Origin of the sequence: Streptosporangium sp. NBC_01469 (assembly GCF_036227305.1) — a bacterium.
GTDB lineage: Bacteria > Actinomycetota > Actinomycetes > Streptosporangiales > Streptosporangiaceae > Streptosporangium.
In genome coordinates, this window is the sequence record NZ_CP109465.1 from 329,609 (window position 1) to 349,635 (window position 20,027).

The 20,027-nt window shown below is 69.6% G+C and carries 17 protein-coding genes and 1 tRNA gene; 9 read left to right on the forward strand and 9 right to left on the reverse strand.

Annotated features, from left to right (window positions below):
• Window positions 1-8 precede the first annotated feature (8 nt).
• Both OG587_RS01485 and OG587_RS01490 read right to left on the reverse strand, forming a co-directional pair.
• Window positions 9-776 (reverse strand): 3'(2'),5'-bisphosphate nucleotidase CysQ, encoded by a 768-nt coding sequence (locus tag OG587_RS01485; RefSeq protein ID WP_329086082.1) that lies wholly within the window; start codon window positions 774-776, stop codon window positions 9-11.
• Window positions 776-2,161, reverse strand: coding sequence for a sugar transferase (locus OG587_RS01490; protein ID WP_443075607.1), 1,386 nt, complete (start codon window positions 2,159-2,161; stop codon window positions 776-778). Before OG587_RS01490 ends, OG587_RS01485 begins: the two co-directional genes overlap by 1 nt.
• A gap of 240 nt (window positions 2,162-2,401) precedes the next feature.
• Between OG587_RS01490 and OG587_RS01495 the strand changes: the two genes are divergently transcribed.
• On the forward strand, window positions 2,402-2,878 hold the full coding sequence (locus OG587_RS01495; protein ID WP_329086084.1) for an exonuclease: 477 nt from the start codon (window positions 2,402-2,404) through the stop codon (window positions 2,876-2,878).
• A gap of 66 nt (window positions 2,879-2,944) precedes the next feature.
• Here OG587_RS01495 and pth read toward each other — a convergent pair whose 3' ends face one another.
• The 5 genes from pth to OG587_RS01520 all read right to left on the reverse strand — a co-directional run bounded on the left by pth (window position 2,945) and on the right by OG587_RS01520 (window position 7,241).
• Window positions 2,945-3,550 (reverse strand): aminoacyl-tRNA hydrolase, encoded by a 606-nt coding sequence (gene pth / locus OG587_RS01500; protein WP_329086086.1) that lies wholly within the window; start codon window positions 3,548-3,550, stop codon window positions 2,945-2,947.
• A 61-nt stretch (window positions 3,551-3,611) separates the two neighbouring features.
• A complete protein-coding gene (locus OG587_RS01505) occupies window positions 3,612-4,205 on the reverse strand; it encodes a 50S ribosomal protein L25/general stress protein Ctc (protein WP_329086087.1) in 594 nt (197 codons plus the stop codon).
• Between the two features lie 292 nt (window positions 4,206-4,497).
• A complete protein-coding gene (locus OG587_RS01510) occupies window positions 4,498-5,475 on the reverse strand; it encodes a ribose-phosphate diphosphokinase (protein ID WP_329086089.1) in 978 nt (325 codons plus the stop codon).
• Between the two features lie 76 nt (window positions 5,476-5,551).
• Window positions 5,552-7,003, reverse strand: a complete 1,452-nt coding sequence (gene glmU, locus OG587_RS01515) for a bifunctional UDP-N-acetylglucosamine diphosphorylase/glucosamine-1-phosphate N-acetyltransferase GlmU (protein ID WP_329086091.1) — start codon at window positions 7,001-7,003, stop codon at window positions 5,552-5,554.
• 163 nt (window positions 7,004-7,166) lie between these two features.
• Window positions 7,167-7,241 (reverse strand) — tRNA-Gln (locus tag OG587_RS01520).
• Between the two features lie 336 nt (window positions 7,242-7,577).
• Between OG587_RS01520 and OG587_RS01525 the strand changes: the two genes are divergently transcribed.
• From OG587_RS01525 to OG587_RS01560, 8 genes are all read left to right on the forward strand, one after another.
• On the forward strand, window positions 7,578-8,519 hold the full coding sequence (locus OG587_RS01525) for an acyl-CoA desaturase (RefSeq protein ID WP_329086093.1): 942 nt from the start codon (window positions 7,578-7,580) through the stop codon (window positions 8,517-8,519).
• Between the two features lie 50 nt (window positions 8,520-8,569).
• Window positions 8,570-9,718, forward strand: coding sequence for a TetR/AcrR family transcriptional regulator (locus OG587_RS01530; RefSeq protein WP_329086094.1), 1,149 nt, complete (start codon window positions 8,570-8,572; stop codon window positions 9,716-9,718).
• A gap of 62 nt (window positions 9,719-9,780) precedes the next feature.
• Window positions 9,781-11,844, forward strand: a complete 2,064-nt coding sequence (locus tag OG587_RS01535; protein ID WP_329086097.1) for an RNA degradosome polyphosphate kinase — start codon at window positions 9,781-9,783, stop codon at window positions 11,842-11,844.
• The gene (locus OG587_RS01540) at window positions 11,837-12,715 is read left to right on the forward strand and encodes an NUDIX hydrolase (RefSeq protein ID WP_329086099.1); all 879 of its coding nucleotides are present in this window, start codon (window positions 11,837-11,839) and stop codon (window positions 12,713-12,715) included. Before OG587_RS01535 ends, OG587_RS01540 begins: the two co-directional genes overlap by 8 nt.
• 1,055 nt (window positions 12,716-13,770) lie before the next feature.
• A complete protein-coding gene (locus OG587_RS01545; RefSeq protein ID WP_329086100.1) occupies window positions 13,771-13,998 on the forward strand; it encodes a hypothetical protein in 228 nt (75 codons plus the stop codon).
• A gap of 136 nt (window positions 13,999-14,134) precedes the next feature.
• A complete protein-coding gene (locus OG587_RS01550) occupies window positions 14,135-14,887 on the forward strand; it encodes a HalD/BesD family halogenase (protein ID WP_329086101.1) in 753 nt (250 codons plus the stop codon).
• Window positions 14,888-14,957: 70 nt separating this feature from the next.
• Entirely contained in the window at window positions 14,958-15,398 is a 441-nt protein-coding gene (locus OG587_RS01555; protein WP_329086103.1) for a hypothetical protein, read from the forward strand.
• 2 nt (window positions 15,399-15,400) lie between these two features.
• The gene (locus OG587_RS01560; RefSeq protein WP_329086105.1) at window positions 15,401-16,873 is read left to right on the forward strand and encodes a cation:proton antiporter; all 1,473 of its coding nucleotides are present in this window, start codon (window positions 15,401-15,403) and stop codon (window positions 16,871-16,873) included.
• A gap of 127 nt (window positions 16,874-17,000) precedes the next feature.
• Here the strand turns inward: OG587_RS01560 and OG587_RS01565 are convergent, their stop codons facing one another.
• On the reverse strand, window positions 17,001-18,479 hold the full coding sequence (locus OG587_RS01565; protein ID WP_329086107.1) for a CYTH and CHAD domain-containing protein: 1,479 nt from the start codon (window positions 18,477-18,479) through the stop codon (window positions 17,001-17,003).
• Window positions 18,480-18,639: 160 nt separating this feature from the next.
• Window positions 18,640-19,869, reverse strand: coding sequence for an MFS transporter (locus OG587_RS01570; protein WP_329086109.1), 1,230 nt, complete (start codon window positions 19,867-19,869; stop codon window positions 18,640-18,642).
• Window positions 19,870-20,027: the final 158 nt, after the last annotated feature.

Here is a 20,027-nt window from a genome sequence, read left to right on the forward strand (position 1 = left end):
AGCGGGGATTAGCGGTGCAGATCCCGGATTCCAGCGAGCAACGTTGGCGCCAGTCCCGGTAGGGATACAAGAATATCCGGCAGCGAGGGGTCGGGCTGGTTGTAGACCAGCGGCGAGCCGTCGATACGGCTCGCGTGGACCCCGGAGGCGAGGGCCACCGCGACGGGCGCGGCGGAGTCCCACTCGTACTGGCCTCCGGCGTGCACGTAGGCCTCGACCTGGCCGGTGAGCACCGCGGAGATCTTGGCGCCCGCCGAACCGATCGGCACCAGGTCGGCGCCGGCGAGGCGGGCCAGGTTCTGGACGAACTCCGGCGGGCGGGTCCGGCTGACCGCGATCCTCGGCCTGGCGCCCGCCTCCGGGGCGGGCCGCACGGGGGGTTCGAGGGTGGAGAGCGTACGGCCCTGGGCGGGCAGCGCGACGGCTCCGGCCGTCAGCGTGCCGCGCTCCCAGAGCGCCACGTGGACCGCCCAGTCCGTGCGACCCTCCTCGCCGAACTCGCGGGTGCCGTCCAGCGGGTCGACGATCCAGACCCGCTCGGCGCGCAGCCTGCGCGGGTCGAGCCGCTCCTCGCTGGTCGCCTCCTCGGACAGCACGCTGTCAGCCGGGCGCAACCGCGACAGGGCCTCCATCAGGAACACGTGGGAGGCGGCGTCGCCCTCCTTGCGAAGCTCGGACGGGTCGCCGAAGCCCCGCTCCGCGCGCAGCGCCGCCAGCTTCTCGCCGGCCGCCGTCGCCAGCTCCGCGGCGAGTATGTGATCGTCGCGAACGGTCATCAGTATGCTCCAGCTCCTCGCGCGACAGCCGACCAAGTCTTCCACAGGATCTGCAGGTCCAGCATGAGGGACCAGCTCTCCACGTAACGCAGGTCCAACCGTACGGATTCCTCCCAAGAGAGGTCAGAACGGCCACTTACCTGCCAGAGGCCTGTCATACCCGGTTTGACCAATAATCGGCGGCGGACGTCGTCACCGTACCTGGCGACCTCCTCGGGCAGCGGCGGCCGGGGGCCGACCAGGGACATGTGGCCCAGGAGCACGTTGATCAACTGGGGCAGCTCGTCCAGCGAGTGGCGGCGCAGCCGGGCGCCCAGCGGGGTCACCCTCGGATCGTTACGGATCTTGAAGAGCATGCCGGGGCCGTCACTGGACAGGGTGATCTTCCGGCGCTCGGCATCGGCGCGCATCGTCCGGAACTTGTAGATCGTGAACTCGACTCCGTCGCGGCCCACCCTCGTCTGCCGGAAGAACGCGGGACCCGGCCCCGAGGCCCGCACCGCCACCGCCACCCCCGCCAGCAGGGGCAGCAGTGCCGCCAGCAGCAGGCCGGCCCCCACCCGGTCGAACAGGTTCTTGAGCACCTGGCGCAGGCCGGAGATCTCGGGGTGGTCCACGTGCAGCAGCGGCAGCCCCGCCGCCGGGCGGATGGTGATCCGCGGCCCGGCCACCTCCATCAGCGCGGGAGCCACGATCAGGTCGGTGTCGGTCTTCTCCAGCCGCCAGGCCAGCCGCCGCAGTGCCACCCCGTCCATCTCCGGGCAGGCGAGCACGGCCACGGTGTCGGCCGAGACCCGCCCGGCCGCGAGCGCGACGTCGGAGAGGTCACCCATGACCGGCACGCCCTCCACGTCGCCCGTCCCGCCGCGCGGGACGCACGCCGCCACGACCTCCATGCCGTGGTAGCGCTCCCGGCGGAACCTGCGGACCAGCTCGGCGATCGCCGCCCGGTGGCCCACCGCCACGACCCGCCGCATGCACCCGCCCCGCGCCCGCCTGCGGTGCAGGGAACGGCGCAGGCCGTACCGGGTGAGGAGGGTGAGCAGCGTCGTCAGCGGGAGGGCCAGCACCACGTAGCCCCGGGCCACCTCGATCTTGGTGAGGTAGGCGCAGACGGCGAAGGCGGCGGTGAGCATGAAGCCGCACTGGAGGATCCGCTGGAACTCCTCCGAGCCCAGACCGATGAGCCGGGGCTCGTAGGCGCGGTTCAGCGCGACCACGCAGACCCAGACGGCGGGCAGCGCCGCGCTCAGCACGACGTACGGGAAGACGTAGGGGGTAACCTCGCCGAATCGAACGAACAGCGCGAGGGCTCCGGCCAGGGCGGCGCAGGTGGTGTCGGCGGCGACGGCCATCGCGCGGTGCTCCCGCACCCAGCCCGGCATGCGCCGGCGCGCGGCCACGGCTCCGGGCCCGGTCTCCTGTGCGGCCTGGACTGCGGTCACGTCGCGCACGCGCTCCCCCTGCGTAACCGTTCACGGACAGACAGTTATGGAATGCTAGCGGCGGCGGGAGAGGCCCGAAGGTTGAAGACCGAAACGTACATCTCTGTGGATGTCGAGGCTGATGGCCCCATTCCGGGGCCGTATTCGATGGTCAGTCTTGGTATGACCGTGGCCGGGCGGATGACCGGAAAGGTCTTCGAACCGGTGGATCCGCAGACCCTCACGCTCTACGCGGAGCTGCGGCCGATCAGCGACGACCACGTGCCCGAGGCGCTCGCCGTGAGCGGACTGGACCGGGAGACGCTGATCCGCGAGGGCCGCGACCCGGCCGAGGCGATGCGGGAGGCCGCCGCGTGGGTCCGTGAGGTGTGCGGGAACAGCTCGCCGGTACTGGCGGCCTATCCGCTCTCCTACGACTGGATGTGGATTTACTGGTATTTCATGCGCTTCACCGGTGTCTCGCCGTTCGGGCACTCGCGCTGCATCGACCTCAAGACGCTGTACGCGGCCAAGGCGGGCGTGCCGATCGGCTGGGCGACCAAGCGGCAGATGCCCGAGCACCTGCGGTCCCCGCGGCCGCACACCCACAACGCGCTGGACGACGCGATCGAGCAGGCCGAGCTGCTGCAGAACCTGATGGCGTTCGACCCGCGGTGACACCGGGCGGGCCGGTCACCTGGGCGGACCGGTTGCCTGGGCGGATCGGCTGCCTGAACAAACCGGTTACCTGGGCGGGCCTGAGACGTTCAGGTCGCCGGTGTGGAAGGCGTTCTGGGTCGGCTCAAGGCCGACCCTGATCAGCGACTCCACGACGTCGGAGGCGCGGTCGACCAGGAACGCGAGGTCCTTGCGCTCGGCGGTGGCGAAGTCGCGCAGGACGTAGGCCGCGGCGTCCATCCGGCCGGGCGGGCGGCCGATGCCGAACCGCACCCGCAGGTAGTCCTTGGTCGCCAGCGACTTGGTGATCGACTTCAGCCCGTTGTGGCCGTTGTCGCCGCCGCCCAGCTTCGCCCTCAGCGCGCCGTACGGGATGTCCAGCTCGTCGTGGACCACGACCACCCGGGCCGGGTCGACCTTGTAGAAGTCGGCGAGGGCCTTGACCGGCCCGCCGGAGAGGTTCATGAAGGACAGCGGCTTGGCCAGCACGGCGGGGACACCCGCGAGGCGGCCCTCCAGCACCTCCGCCCGCGACCTGTGCGCCTTGAACCGTCCCCCGGCCCGCGCGGCGAGCTCGTCCAGGACCATGAACCCCGCGTTGTGCCGGTTCCCGGCGTACTCCGGCCCGGGGTTTCCCAGGCCCACGACCAACCAGCGGTCCACGATCGGCATCCCTTCACACGCGTCAGGGCGGCCCGATCCCGGGCCGCCCTGACAGATCTAGCAGAGAAAACTACTCGGCGCTCTCGCCGTTGGCGGCCGGAGCGGCCTCTGCGGTCTCGCCCGCAGGCTCGGCGGTCGGGGTCGAGGCGACGATCAGGACCAGCGCCTCCGGGTCGGCGGCGAGGGTCGTGCCCTTGGGCAGCTTCAGGTCGGCGGCGGTGATCTGGGTGCCGACCGCCAGGCCCTCGACGTCGACCTCGATGCCCTCGGGGATGTGGGTGGCCTCGGTCTCGACGGAGATGGAGACGAGCTGCTGGTCGAGGATGCCGTCGGCGACCTCGCCGACCACGGTGACGGGGATGTCGACGGTGACCTTCTCGCCGCGACGGACAAGGATGAGGTCGACGTGCTCCAGGAAGCCCCTGATCGGGTCACGCTGGACGCCCTTGGGCAGGGCCAGCTCGGCCACCGCGCCCTCAAGACGGATCAGCACGTTCGGCGTACGCAGGGCGAGCAGCAGGTCGTGACCCGGCAGGGACAGGTGCTGGGGCTCGGTGCCGTGACCGTAGAGGACGACGGGGACCTTGCTCTCACGACGGATCTTGCGGGCGGCGCCCTTGCCGAACTTGTCACGGAGCTCGGTGGTGATTACCACTTCGGACACGGCTGATCTCCTAGGGATCTTGGGAATCGGAAAGGTGCGTTCCCCCTCACCCGCCCTAGCGGAAGGCGTTACGAACGCACGCAATCCCACAACCCTACCGTGTCAACGGCGACGCGAAACGCGTCGCGGTCCCGGCCGCCCCTCGAAAGGGCCTGGCCACCCCTTGAAAGGGCCCGGTCCGCTCCCCGGAAGGGTCCGGCTCCGCCCCCGGAAATGGACATGGCCGTCCTCCGGGAAGAGGACCTCTTCCCGGGAACTCGTGGCCGACGAGTTCCCGGGGCCGGGCGGAGTGTCAGCTGTCGCCTTCGAAGAGGCTGGTCACCGAACCGTCGCTGAAGACCTCGGTGATCGCGCGGGCGATCAGCGGGGCGATCGACAGCACCGTGAGCTTGTCGAACCGCTTCTCCTCGGGGAGCGGCACCGTGTTGGTGACGATGACCTCGGAGATGCCGGAGTTCTTCAGACGGTCGACCGCGGGGTCGGAGAACACCGCGTGGGTGGCGGCCACGACCACGTTGGTGGCGCCCTGCTCGTACAGCGCGTCGGCCGCCTTGCAGATCGTGCCCGCGGTGTCGATCATGTCGTCGATAAGCACGCAGGTCCGGCCCTTCACCCGGCCGACGACCTCGCTCACCTTCACCTGGTTGGCCACGTCGAGGTCGCGGCGCTTGTGGATGAAGGCCAGCGGGGTGCCCAGCGTGTCGGCCCAGCGCTCCGAGAGCCGCACCCGGCCGGTGTCGGGCGAGACGACCGTGGTCGTGGCCAGGTCGAGCTTGTCCTTGAGGTAGTTGACCAGGATGGGCATGGCGAACAGGTGGTCCACCGGGCCGTCGAAGAAGCCCTGGATCTGGGAGGTGTGCAGGTCGATCGACATCAGCCGGTCGGCCCCGGCCGTCTTGAACATGTCGGCCATCAGGCGGGCGGTGATGGGCTCGCGGCCCCTGCCCTTCTTGTCCTGGCGGGCGTAGCCGTAGAACGGCATGATCACGGTGATCCGCTTGGCGGAGGCCCGCTTGAGGGCGTCCACCATGATCAGCTGTTCCATGATCCACTGGTTGATCGGCCAGGTGTGGCTCTGCATGACGAACGCGTCGCAGCCGCGGACCGACTCCTGGTAACGGGCGTAGATCTCCCCGTTGGCGAAGTCGCGCAGCGTGGTCGGCGCCGCGTCCACCCCGAGGTGGCTCGCCACCTCGTCAGCCAGCTCCGGGTGCGCGCGCCCGGAGAAGAACATCAGGTTCTTCTCGCCGGTCTTCTTGATGCCGCTCACGCCGTCCCCCTCGCCTGACAGCACACCGATGCCCGCGCGACGCCGCCGTGCCCATCGGGCCGCTCGCTTCGCTCACTCACGTCTGGCTCCCCTGCTGTTTCCCGGCCTCGGCGGCCCGTAGCGCCGCCTCCGCCGATCTGGTGCCCGTGCGCCTGCGCACGACCCATCCGTTGATGTTGCGCTGCCGCGCGCGAGCCACCCCGATGGCCCCGGGGGGGACATCGGCGTCGATGACCGAGCCTGCGGCCGTGTACGCGCCGTCGCCGATGGTGACCGGCGCGACGAGCATGGTGTCGCACCCGACGAAGGCACCCTCGCCCACCGTCGTGTGGTGCTTGTTGACCCCGTCGTAGTTGACGAAGATCGCCGAAGCGCCGATGTTGGCACCCGCTCCGATCGTGGCGTCGCCCACGTAGCTCAGGTGGGGCACCTTCGCACCCTCCCCGACCTGCGCGTTCTTCATCTCAACGTACGTCCCCGCCTTGGCCTTTCGCGCCAGGACCGTTCCGGGGCGCAGGTAGGCGTACGGCCCGACCAGGGCCTCGGGGCCTATCACGGCGTCAAGGCAGACGGCGTTGCGCACCAGCGCCCCCTCGCCGACGACCGTGTCGGTCAGGGTGCTGGCGGGGCCGATCTCGGCACCCTCGGCGACCGTCGTGCGGCCGTGCAGCTGGGTTCCCGGGTGGATCACCACGTCCGCCTCGAGGATGACGTCGACGTCGACCCACGTGGCGGCCGGGTCGACCACGGTCACCCCGGCCCGCATGTGGGCCTCCAGCAGGCGCGCGTTGAGCACCTTGCGGGCGAACGCCAGTTGCACGCGGTCGTTGACGCCCTCCACCTCCACGTAGTCGGCCGCGATGTGCGCGCCGACCCGGTGGCCGTCCTCCCGCAGGATCGCGAGGACGTCGGTGAGGTACTCCTCGCCCTGGGCGTTGGAGGCGGACACCCGCTTGACCGCGTCGGCGAGCAGGAGCCCGTCGAAGGCGTAGACGCCGGAGTTCATCTCCTTGATCGCCCGCTGCGCGGGGTCGGCGTCCTTCTCCTCGACGATCCCCAGGACCGCCCCCGAGGCGTCGCGGACGATCCGGCCGTAGCCGTGCGGATCGGGGACCTCGGCCGTCAGCACGGTGACGGCGTTGCCGTCCTCCCCGTGCCGTTCGAGCAGGGCGGCGAGGGTCTCGGTGCGCAGCAGCGGCACGTCGCCGTAGGTCACCAGGACGGTGCCGTCGATGGTGCCGGTCGCCTCCAGGGCGATCCTGACGGCGTGTCCGGTGCCCTTCTGCTCGGCCTGGACGACGGCCCGCGCGTCGGGGTCGGTCCCGGCGAGGTGCGCCTGGACCCGTTCCCGCTCGTGGCCGATGACAACAATGAGCCGCTCGGGTTCGAGACCCCGGGCGGCGGTGAGCACGTGGTCGACCAGGGTGCGGCCGCACAACTTATGGAGGATCTTCGGTGTTCTCGACTTCATCCGGGTGCCCTCGCCTGCGGCGAGGACGATGACGGCTGCCGGGCGCGGCACACTCACGGACGAGGCTCCCTCGGCGTCGCGGCTGAGACATGGCGAAGCGCGGTGACGGATGGCCACCCCCGGGGCGCGGCACCGTCACCTGCTCGACAACGTGAGGATACATTCCCCTTCGGGAGCCCACTCAGCCGACTAGCCGAGCGAATAAAACAAACACAAGGGATGGCTCCGGCACCAGGACTCGAACCTGGACAACAAGGACCAAAACCTTGCGGGCTGCCAATTACCCAATGCCGGATCAGCCGGGCGATCGGAACGGAACCCGCACGCCCGGCACCCCTACGATACAGAGCCCGCGCCGCCGAACGCGCCCCGTTTGGGCACCCGCTTCGGCGACCCGCCCCCGGGCCCGCGCACTCGCGACACGCGCCCGCGCGACCGTACGCGCGCGAGGGGCCCCGTTTAGCAGGTCAGCCCGGGGTAGAACAAGTGATGGACCCGCTACGGCGCGAATCCCGAAGAGTCATGTTCCAGACATTCGGCGCTTAGGTATTCCTAACTTACGATGGCGTAGGTTACGGTTGCGTAGCCGCACATGAGTCCTTGCCTTTTCCGAGCCACCGCGAGGTAGCGCATGACCCTCATCGAAGAGCGCCCTGCTCAGGGGCCCAAACCCGACGTCGACCCCGAGCGGAAAACCCTGCCCGAGATCATCACCTTCGGGGTGGTGGTCGGCGCCCCGCTGATCGCTCTGGTGGCGGCCGTCCCGTTCGCCTGGGGCTGGGGCCTCGGCTGGTCCGACATCGTCATCGCGAGCGTCTTCTACGTGGTCACCGGGCTGGGCGTCACCGTCGGCCTGCACCGCCACTTCACGCACGGTTCGTTCAAGGCCAGGCGCCCGCTGAAGATCGCACTGGGCATCGCGGGCAGCCTCTCGATGGAGATGTCGGTGCTCGACTGGGTGGCCACCCACCGCAAGCACCACAAGTTCTCCGACAAGGAGGGCGACCCGCACTCGCCGTGGCGCTTCGGCACGGGCTTCGTGGCGGTGTCCAAGGGCCTGCTCTGGGCGCACATGGGCTGGCTGTTCGAGGCCGACCGGGCCAACCGCGAGAAGTACGCGCCCGACCTGGTCAAGGACCCGGACATCATCAAGCTGCACAAGCTCTTCCCGGTGCTGGCGATCACCACGATGGTCATGCCCGCCCTGCTGGGCGGCCTGCTGACCTGGTCGTGGTGGGGCATGGCGACCGGCTTCTTCTGGGGCACGCTGGTCCGGATCGGCCTGCTGCACCACGTGACCTGGTCGATCAACTCCATCTGCCACGTCTTCGGCGAGGAGGCCTTCGAGTCGCGCGACAAGTCGCGCAACGTGTGGTGGCTGGCCATCCCCTCCTTCGGCGAGTCCTGGCACAACCTGCACCACTCCGACCCCACCTGCGCCCGGCACGGCGCGCTGAAGGGACAGATCGACCTCAGCGCGGGTGTCATCCGCTGGTTCGAGAAGGCCGGATGGGCCTACGACGTCCGCTGGCCGACGCCCGAGCGCCTGGCCGCCAAGCGCATCACCACCTGACCCGGGGTTCGGGTCCCGTCCAGAAGCAGGGGGACGCCATTATTAGAACTGTGAGCGAACCCCGACGGCGAATGTCAGGTAAGGAACGCCGGGAACAGCTGATCCAGATCAGCAGGACCCTGTTCGCGGAAAAAGGGTTCGACGGCACATCTGTCGAGGAGATCGCGGCGACCGCCAACGTCTCCAAACCGGTGGTCTACGAGCACTTCGGCGGTAAGGAGGGCGTGTACGCGGTCGTCATCGACCGGGAGATGCAGAAGCTGCTGAGCCTGGTGACCGAGGCGCTGTCCGCCTCGCACTCGCTGATCAAACTGGAGCGGGCGGCCCTGGCCCTGCTGGCCTACGTGGAGGAGAACAGCGAGGGGTTCCGCATCCTCGTCCGTGACTCGCACGCCGCCTCGGGGACCGGCACGTTCGCCAGCCTGATCAACGACATCGCCAGCCAGGTCGAGGACGTCATGGTCGACGAGTTCGTCGAGCGGGGCTACGACCCCAAGCTGGCCCCGATGTACGCCCAGATGCTGGTCGGCATGGTGGCGCTGACCGGCCAGTGGTGGCTGGACGTGCGCAGGCCGGCCCGCGAGGAGGTCGCCGCCCACCTGGTCAACCTGGCCTGGAACGGTCTGACCGGCCTGGACCCCAACCCCCGGCTGACCGCCGCCTCGCGTGCCCTGGAGCACCGGCTGGCCCATCCTCAGCAGCGCCCGGCCGAGCCCCACCCGTCCGGCCCGCGGCCACGCGCCGCCGGGTCCGAGCAGAAGCCGGAGCCGAAGCCGAAGCCTGAGCCGCCCTCGGGGGGATCGCCGCCGCGCCCCGAGTTACCGCCGCCCCCGACGGACAAGGAGATCCGGGAGCTGGAGAAGGCTCGCGAGCGGGAGCTGAAGAACCAGGAGAAGCTGCGCGAGCGCGAGCTCAGGGAGCGGGAGAAGGCGCGCGAGCGCGAGCAGCACGAGGCCGAGAAGCTCGCCAGGGACCTGGAGAAGATACGGCTCCGCGAGCAGCGGGAGCTGGAGAAGGTGCGCGAGCGGGAGTATCGGGAGCGGCAGCGGCTGCTGAGGGAGCAGGAGAAGGCCCGCGAGCGGGAGCTGAGGGAGCTGGAGAAGACTCGGCTCAGGGAGACCAAGACCGCCGAGCGCGAAGCCCTCAAGCACGCGAAGCTCGTTGGTGAAGAACGGGAAAAGCTTGAGCCAAGTGAGTAAGCAACAGCGCCCGTTGAGACTAAATTAACGTTCCGTTCAACCAAAGCGGGCATTCTGGTCATATGTCCGCTGAACTCGTTCGCCCAACCCCCGACGGGCTTCCTCTACCCCAGGAGCGCTTCCTCAACCGAGAGGAGAGCTGGCTCCAGTTCAACCAGCGAGTTCTGGAAATGGCGGAGGACCCGTCCCTGCCTCTGCTTGAGCGGGTGCGGTTCCTGGCCATCTTCGCCAGCAACCTCGACGAGTTCTTCCGGGTCCGGGTGGCCGGGCTGAAACGGCGGATGGCCACCGGTCTGCTGCTGCGGACGAAGAGCGGGCTGAAACCCCGTGAGGAGCTGGCCAGGATAGCGGCGATCGCCAACGGCCTCGCGCAGCGGCAGTCGGCCTGCTTCTACGAGCGGATCTGCCCGCAGCTGGGCGCCGAGGGCATCGAGATCGTGCGCTGGGACGACCTGGGCCGCGACGAGCGCACCGAGATGCGCAAGCTCTTCAGGGAGCGGATCAGGCCGGTGCTGACGCCGCTGGCCGTCGACCCCGCCCACCCCTTCCCGTACATCTCGGGCCTGTCCCTGAACCTGGCCGTCACCGTCCGCAACCCCTCGACCGGCAACACGGTCTTCGCCAGGGTGAAGGTGCCCAGCCAGCTCCCTCGCTTCGTCACGGCGTCCAGGAACCGCTTCGTCCCGCTGGAGGACGTGATCGCCGCCCACCTCGGGCAGCTGTTCAAGGGCATGGAGGTCGTCGAGCACCACGTCTTCCGGGTGACCAGGAACGAGGACCTCGACGTCGACGAGGACGTCACCGAGAACCTCATGCAGGCGCTGGAGCGCGAGCTGCTCAAGCGCCGTTTCGGTCCCCCGGTCCGGCTGGAGGTCGAGGACACCATCACGCCCGAGGTGCTCGACCTGCTGGTGGACGAGCTGGGGGTGGCCGAGCACGAGATCTACCGGCTGCCGGGGCCGCTGGACCTGACCGGGCTGCACGCGATCGCCGACCTGGACCGGGGCGAGCTGAGCTTCCGCCCGTTCGTGCCCGCGGAGGTCGTGCACGTCGAGGACGACATCTTCGCGGTGCTGCGCGAGCGGGACGTGCTGCTGCACCACCCGTACGACTCGTTCTCCACGAGCGTGCAGCGGTTCATCGAGCAGGCCGCGGCCGACCCGGCCGTGCTGGCCATCAAGCAGACGCTCTACCGCACCAGCGGCGACTCGCCGATCGTGGACGCGCTGATCGACGCCGCCGAGGCGGGCAAGCAGGTCGTCGTGGTCGTGGAGATCAAGGCCAGGTTCGACGAGCACGCCAACATCACCTGGGCGCGCAAGCTGGAACGGGCCGGATGCCACGTCGTCTACGGCGTCGTGGGCCTGAAGACCCACTGCAAGCTCGCCCTGGTCGTGCGCCAGGAGTCCTCGGGCGAGCTGCGCAGCTACTGCCATATCGGCACGGGGAACTACAACCCCAAGACCGCCAGGCTGTACGAGGACCTCGGCCTGCTCACCGCCGACCGGCTGGTCGGCGAGGACGTCACGGACCTGTTCATCCACCTGACCGGCTACTCCAACCACTCGGCCTACCGGCGGCTGCTGGTCGCCCCGCACTCCCTGCGCGGCGGGCTGCTGGCCAGGATCGAGCGGGAGATCTCCCACCAGGAGGCCGGACGGCCGGCCAGGATCAGGATGAAGACGAACTCCCTGGTCGACGAGCCCATCATCGACGCCCTCTACCGGGCGTCGCGGGCCGGCGTACCGGTGGACCTGTGGGTGCGGGGGGTCTGCACGCTCCGTCCCGGCATCCCCGAGCTGTCGGACAACATCAGGGTCAGGAGCGTGCTGGGCCGGTTCCTCGAACACTCGCGGATCTACGAGTTCGGCCACGGCCGGCGCCCGGAGATCTGGATCGGCAGCGGCGACATGATGCGCCGCAACATCGAGCGCCGGGTGGAGGTGCTGGTCAAGGTCTCCAGCCAGCAGCAGCGCAACTACCTCAGCGCCCTGCTGGACCGGGCCATGGCGGACGAGACCGCGACCTGGTGGCTCAACTCCGACGGCACCTGGACCCGCCACCCCGGTGAGGACCTGCAGACCCATCTCATCGGCACCCGCAGGTGGAGAGCGATCGATGACTGAGCGCGACGCCCGCCCGGACGACATGATCCACGCGGCCGGGGCGGTCGTCTGGCGTGGCTCCCCGGACGCGCCGGAGGTCGCCCTCGTCCACCGGCCCAGGTACGACGACTGGTCGTTCCCCAAGGGGAAGCTGAAGCGCGGCGAGCATCCCGTCGCGGGCGCGCTGCGCGAGGTGGCCGAGGAGACGGGGATCACCGCGGAGTTCGGCCGGTCGCTGCCGTCGAGCCACTACACGAAGGGCGGGCGGCCCAAGCGCGTCGACTACTGGCTGGCCAGGTTGGTCTCCGAGGACCGCCGTACCGACACGCACGAGGTCGACGACGTGGTCTGGCTGCCGGTGGACGAGGCCGCGCGGCGCCTGACCTACGAGTGGGACGCCGGGCTGCTCCGCGCGCTCGGCGAGACGTCGCCGGCGACCACCCCGCTCGTGCTGGTACGGCACGGCCTGGCGGGGAACCGGCAGGACTGGAAGGGCGACGACGACGATCGGCCGCTCGACGGGCGCGGGCGCGGGCAGTCCGAGGTGCTGGCGGACGTGCTGGGCGCCTTCCGCCTCGCGGAGCTGGTCAGCTCCCCCAGCAGGCGGTGCGTGCAGACCCTGGAGCCGTACGCGAAGCGGGCCGGCCTGCCGATCCGGCTCGAATCCGTCCTGTCGGAGAACGGCTACGACTGCCGGGCCTCCCTCCGCCTGGCCACGGAGGCGATGGCCTCGAACCGGCCCGTGGCACTCTGCAGCCACGGCAAGGTCCTGCCCGAGCTGATCGCCGGACTCGACGAACGGGCGGGCGGCACGCGGCTGGCCAAGGGCGCGTTCATGGTGCTGCACCACGCGGGCGGCGACGTCGTGGCCGTGGACGACTACGACGTCTGACGGCACGCTGGAAGCTGAGACGCCGAAGGGCCCGCCCACCCTCAACGAGGATGAGCGGGCCCTTTCGTACGGCGACGTCTCACCCGAAGTAAGCCCCGCACCTTCGCCTGAGACCGCACCATCATCGGATCAGCCGCAACGAGGTCATGGGCCGCCGCGGATCGCCGCGAAGCCATCGCGGCAGGACAACACTCAATCGAGTCCTTCGTGTCAATCTCGCTGGACGTCCCCACGTTGCCAGTGGGCGCCGCGAACGGCGCCAAACCGGATGCCGACATATGTCAAATCCATGAACATCTGACATCCGCACGGTTCACGGCTCCGACCCCTTCTCCGGACCGGGACCGCCGAGCGTCCGTCCCATCCGATAAAGCATGCCGCTTTGGAACGTGCACAACCATATCCGCCGCCACCGCGAATATCCCCGCGAGCAGCGGAAACGATGGTATTCCAACATCCAAACGCATCCGGCCGGTGATGTTTTAGGTCGATATCGCCCAGCTGCTTCCATCCCATACAGAGGGCAGTTTATGACCCCATGGGATTGAATGTCCTATTTGATTCGATGACCGAAAATCTATACTCTCCCCAACTGTCGGAGTTCGGCGGCTTCCGGCGAAAGGGATTTCCACCCAGCAGAAGCTCCCCACCCGGGGAAACATGCGGGGTAATTGGTTGGACAATCTTCTTAACTGACCCGGGGGTCAGAATGCATAATTCTATTCCCGCATGCACAAAAACACCGACGATTCCGTAAGCCCTGCAGCATAGGCCGAACGGCCTCCTCGAAGATTTTCTGGCTCGCCCCGCGAGAACCACGCTCTTATCTTCCGAGAAGGGCACATGAACCATCCTCACATAGCGATCACCGTCGGCGCCGGATTCCTCGGGTCCTATCTGTGTGAACACCTCCTTCTCGCGGGCACCTACACCCGCCTGCAGGGGCGCTACCGGCGGCACGCGGGGAAAACAGGCTGGTCCGCCAGTTCGCCGACCGGGGCAAGGTCTCGGGCTCGCGCGGCGGCGGCATCACGCTCGGCGACCTGCTCCCGATCATGATCCTCTGGCTGTACGGCAGGACCAACCGCAAGGCCGACTTCCGGATCCACACGAACCGGCGGCGCGTCCACGTCCGGCCGCACGCCTCGGAACCGCTGTTCACCGCGCTGCGCCGTACCCGTCCCACGCTCGTGAACGTCGTCCCGCCGGGCACCGCCGGTCTGGTGCCCGACCTCTGCCCCCGGCACGGCACACCTGTGCTGGTCGCCCACGGGGAGACCTGACGTCCCGTCCGGAGCCGGTGATCCGGCCTCGGACGCGACCCGCCAGATAAAGATCGTGAGAGTGCCGGCCCCCTCCGGGAGCCATGCCTTTCGCCGAGAAAACACCGCGAACCCAAAGAAGGGCGCCCAGGACACCATGGCGAACAACGCTCTGAAAGAGCAGACCGACCAGCGTATCCGCGAGCACATCGAGACCCGGTACGCCGACAACAAGGTCGTACGCAAGCTCTCCCAGCACTACCGGCGAGAGGGGTACGTGAAGCTCCAGGGGCTGGTCCCCGACGATCTGTTCCAGGAGGTCTCCAAGGAGGTTCACCGTCTCCTCGACGAGCACGGCCAGCGGATCGACATCCACCTCAAGGAGACCGGCAACTCGCCCCGGTACATGACCACCATCAGCCAGCAGGCGATCGCCAAGGGCAGCGAGCTCATTCCCGCCGTCTACGAGTCGCAAGCCCTGATGGACTTCCTCTCCAGGCTCGCCGCGCAGCCGGTGCTGGAGTGCCCGTGGGACGAGGAGAAGTACATCGCCATCCGCCAGCACAAGAAGGGCGACACCCACGGCTGGCACTGGGGCGACTTCAGCTTCACGGTCATCTGGATCATCGAGGCGCCGGACGCGAAGTACGGCAGCCAGCTCCAGTGCGTACCGCACACCGACTGGGACAAGAACGACCCGCAGGTCGAGGACTACCTGCTGGAGCGCCCGATCAAGACCTACGGGCACGTCACCGGCGACCTCTACTTCCTGCGGTCGGACACGACCCTGCACCGGACGATCCCCCTCAACGCCGACCACACGCGCATCATCCTCAACACGTGCTGGGGAAGTGAGTCGGATCAGAAGAAGGAAGCGACCCACGAGACCATGAACGCGATGTTCGACTGACAAGACCCCTTCGCCGAACATGTCGCTGACGCACATGGCGGCCGCGGCTGCGAGCGCGGAAAGCGCTCGCATGCCGCGGTCCGGTATCACCGCCCCGTTCCAGCGCACCGCCATGCTGCAGATCCTGACCTCGGAGGCCGACGGCGTCCTCAGGGACGTGGTCGGCATGGACGCGCCGCTGCGGATACCCGAGGTGGTGGACGTACAGGTGTTCAAGTCGCCCGGTGACCGGGTGCGCGCCTACAGGCAGGCCGCGCACGAACTCGGCTACCTGATGGTGGTCGCCGACACCGGCGAGTCGCCGAGGCGGGCCCGGGACACGGCGTTGGAAACCCTGCGGGCGGCCGTGTCCCTTGTCGCCATGGGGGCGCTCGCCTTCGCCATCGTGCCCTGGGCGGGCGCGCTCGGCACGGTGTCCGTACTCGGCTGCGGCGAACTCGTCCACGCGGCCGTCGTCCTGCGCCGGCTCACCCCGGGACGGTCACAACCCCAGCCCACACCAGGAGTGTGACCATGCGTCCGGAAACGCCGCTCGAAGAGACGGAACAGCGGCTCATGCCCGCGCCCGCGCGAGGTGTCGCGGTCGCCGTCGGCCTGACCGCGGCGGCCGTGCTGCTGCTCGTCGTCGTCGGGCTCTCCGTGTCGCCGTCCGCGGCCCACCAGGCGACCGCGGGCGCGGCGCACGCCTCGTCCCCGATCCAGCTGGCGGCGAGGCTCTTCCTCGCGATCGCCGTGATCGGCGGCCTGGCCTCGCTCGGCGGCATGCTGGCCAGGCGCGTCGGCCAGCCTCCGGTGATCGGCGAGATCATGGCCGGCCTGGTCCTCGGGCCGTCCGTGCTCGGTTCGCTCGCCCCGGGCGTGGTGTCCGCCGTCCTGCCGGCCACGATCCTGCCGCACCTGAACCTCATCGCCCAGGCCAGTCTCGCGCTGTTCATGTTCACCGTGGGCGCCGAGTTCGACCACGGCGTGCTCGGCCGCCAGCGGGGGGTCATCGGAGCGGCGAGCCAGGCGATGATGGTCGTCCCGTTCGCCCTCGGCGTGGTCGCCGCGCTGCCGCTGTTCGACATGTTCGCGGGCGATTCGGTCGGGCTCGTCCCGTTCGCCATCTTCGTCGGCACCGCGCTGAGCGTCACGGCGTTCCCCGTACTCGCCCGGATCGTGCAGGAGACCGGGCTGGGCGGCACCCGGCTCGGGTCGCTCGCCATGATCTGCGCGGCCGTCGCCGACGTGCTCGCCTGGTGCGCGCTGGCCGTGGTGCTCGCCATCCTCCGCGCGGAGGGCGCGTCCGGCGTGGTGGTCGCGCTCTCGCTCACCGCCGCCCTGTGCGCGGTGCTCCTCCTGGTGGTGCGACCGGCGTTGCGAACCCTCGCACTGCGGTACGCGCACGTGAGACTGCCCGCTCCCGTCTGCCTCGGCCTGGTGCTCGGCCTCGTCTTCGCGCTGGCCTCGATCACCGACCTGATCGGCGTTCACGCGATCTTCGGCGGTTTCCTCGCCGGTATCGTGCTGCCGCGCGAGGCGAGGGCGCTGGGCACCATGCCGGCCCGCCTGGGCACGTTCAACCAGGTACTGCTGCTCCCGGTCTTCTTCGCCTCGATCGGCCTCCAGGTGGACGTCCGGTTCGCCGTCACCCATCCCGGGGTGCTGCTGGGCGGCGCGCTGCTACTGGTGGTCGCGATCCTCGGCAAGCTCGGCAGCGCGTGGCTGGTGACCCTGGCCGGAGGCATGCCCCCCAGGCTCGCCCTCGGCCTCGGGGTGCTGATGAACGCCCGCGGCATCACCGAGATCGTCGTGCTCAGCTCGGGCCTCAGCATCGGCGTCATCAACGGCAACGCGTTCACCGTACTGGTGATCATGGCGCTCGTCACCACCGTCATGACCGTTCCCAGCCTCCGCCTGCTCGGCCTCACCCGGCCGGCGGCAGGGCGACCTCCCGCCTCGGAACGCCAGGTCATCGCGACCGGCGAAAAGGAATTCCCGCTATGACGATCACTTCCCTGGTCACCGGCGGTGCCGGGCTCAGCAGCCTCACAACCGGGCCCACCCGGACCCAGAGGAGTTTCACGACCGGGCCCGCCCGGCCCCACCCGGACGAGGCGAACGGCCGGGAACGTCAGAGGAGCTTCGCGACGGCGGCCCTGGTCTCCTCCCAGACCCGGGGGAACTCCTCCCACGCGCGCGCGGCCCCGGCCCGCTCCACCCCGGTCAGCACGCCGTAGGTGAACGTGTCCTCCCCGACCAGGCGGGCGTTCGCGGCCTCGGCCGCGAGCCGCTCCTGCGCGACGACGCCGTCCATGTGGGTGCCCAGCACCTCCTGGACGGCCTCCGCCCGCTTGGCCAGCTTGTTCATGCCGAGCACCTCGGCGGTGTAGCGGGCCCGCTTGGCCGCCTTGCGCACGTCGTGCATGGCGATCTCGCGCTCGGACTCGTTCTCGATGGCCTGGGCGGTGTCGTAGGTCCCGGTGACCCGGCGCCAGCTCTTGGCCGCGACGACGTCCAGGGTGTCGGCGGGCTTCCCGGCGGCCTTGGTGAGCACCGGGGTGCCGGTCAGGTCGTCGAGGGCGTCGAGCAGGGCGAAGTAGCGCTCCCCGCCGAGGGTGTCCCTGATCCGGTCGAGGGCCTCGTGTTCGTCGTCCAGCAGGTCGGAGCTGAGGCGTGCCCTGACGGGCCCCACGATCAGCGCGTCGTCCAGGCTGTCGAGCCTGCGCGCGAACCGCTCGCGGATGACCTCCAGGTCACGGGCCTCGCCGAGGACCGTACCGAGCCACTTGAGCTCCTCCTGAAGGTTCTCGGTCCCCTCGACGACCGTCCTGAACGACTTCAGCGCGCTGCGGAGCCGCCGGGCGGCGACGCGCATCTGGTGTACGGCGTCCTCCTCCGCCTTCCTGACCCGAGGGTCCTGCGCGAGCAGCGCGCCGACCTGGGAGGTGAGGTAGCCGACGACGACCTCGCCCGCCGACCCGGGAGCGGTCTCGGCGCGCGGGTGCTCCGAGACCGCTCCGGCGCCGCCGAGCAGGCGCGCGAGCTTGCTGGCCGAGTCGGCGGGGGTGGCTCCTGCCTTGCCCAGCCGCTTGCCGACCTTCCTCAGCAGCTTCTCGTCGCCCTCCAGCAGCTCCGCCTCGACCTCGCGCCAGCGCTCGACGTGGGGTTCGTCGCCGAACACGGTGCCCTTGACCCGGTCGTCGGCGATCTCGACCAGCCCCACCCCGGCGCCGTTGACCAGGGTGGTGACGGCGCGGCGGGTGTCCAGCTCGGCGATGGGCCCGAGCGGGGCGCCCCGGGTGTAGGCGAGCACCAGGTCCGCCAGCTCGGCGGGGACGATCTTCGCGCTCCGGGTCAGCGGATGGGTGATCTCCTGCCGGACGCCCTTGGCCTTGGGAAGTTTGAGGTGCCAGCCCGGATCGGTGCCGCCCCTGCGTCTGCGCAGGGTGATCCCCCTCGCGGCGAGCCTCAGGTCGGGCGTGTCGAAGTAAAGGGCGACCAGCTGGTGGGTTTTCGGCCCCACCACCTCCGTCGAGCCCGGCAGGCCCGTGAGGTCCGGCAGCTGGTAGTCCGCCGATACGTCGAACTTGTCCTCAATTTCTATCGCCACAGGTCATCCCCTGATTTGCCCAGATATCTACCATGTCTTCGCAGTATTTATTGATGCCCTGTTATCCGTCCAGGAACCCCAGTCGATTGCCTCCGAGGTCACCGGGACGGCCCTCCGGCCGGGCGGCGGGTCACAGGGGATCAGCCGGGCAGGCGACATGTCACGGATCGGGGGCCGCGTTCTCCGGATGCCTCCCGCGTACGGGGGTGAAGAGGGCGGTCACCGCGATCAGCAGGCAGCCGACGCCCGCGAGGACGAAGACCGGGGTGGTGCCGTAGCGGGCCGCGCCCCAGGTGAGGACGGCCGCGCCGACGGGCCCCATCGAGAAGTGGATGGTCCAGAACGCCGAGGTGACCCGCCCGAGCAGATGGTCGGGGGTCACCTGCTGGCGCAGGGACATGGAGCAGATCCCCGCGACGCTCACGCAGCCGAGATAGAGGGCCACGATGACGGCCACCCCCCAGACGGAGCCCGCGAACCCGACGGCGACGATCGCGAGCCCGGCCACGGCCTGCGCGCCGATCCACGCGGGGCCGAACCCCACCCGCCTGCGCAGGCGCGCGACCAGGAGGGAGCCGATCACCGTGCCGACCGCGGCGATGCCGAGGACCACTCCGATGGCGGAGTCCGGCTGGCCCAGATCGTGCTTGAGCCGGTAGATCACGAGGTCGGTCAGGCCGAGCGTCAGGAAGATGAAGAACGACAGCAGGACGGTGAGGACGCGCAGCACCGGATGGCGCCACAGGAACACCGCCCCTGCCAGGATCTCGCGCCACGGCCGCTCCCGCGCGGCGGGTGCCGCGGGCCCGCCGGTGTTCCGGGGGATGCGGATCAGGTAGACCCCGATCGCGGACACCGCGAAACTCACCGCGTTGACGCCGATCGCGGCGGTCAGGCCGAACGCGCCCGCCACCACCCCGGCCAGCATCGGGCCGAGGATCCCCGCCGCCGCGGCGGTCGCGTAGAGCTTGCCGTTGGCGTCGGTGACGCGCCCGTCGCCGACGAGGTTGCGCACCGCGGTCACGTAGGTGACCTGGAAGACCATGCCCACCGCCTCGGCCAGCGGCAACACCACGTACAGCAGCCAGATGTGCGGCCCCGTCGTCCAGGCCAGCGGGATCAGCGCGTACAGGACGAGCCTGACGAGGTCGCAGACGATGAGCAGCGTGCGCCGGTCGAACCGGTCGACGAGGACCCCGGCGAACACTCCGGCGACGACCGAGGCCGCGCCCGAGACACCGGTCAGCAGGCCCATCTGCGCGACGGATCCCGTCACGTTCAGGATGAGCAGGGGAACGGCGATGAGAGCGAACGAGTCACCGGCCACGGAAAGGGTCTGCGCGCCCCAGAAGACGCCGAAGTTACGATCCCGCCACAGAGGCCGGGGCACTCCCGGTTCGGAACCCGCCGCTTCCTCCACCGGCCCCCTGACGCTCGTCCGACACATCGCCGTGTCGCATTCTCCGGCCGGCCATGACCGCGTCCGCGCGGGAGCTTGTGAACCGGCCCGCATCCACCGAATCACACCGTCCACGGCCGGATCAAGAA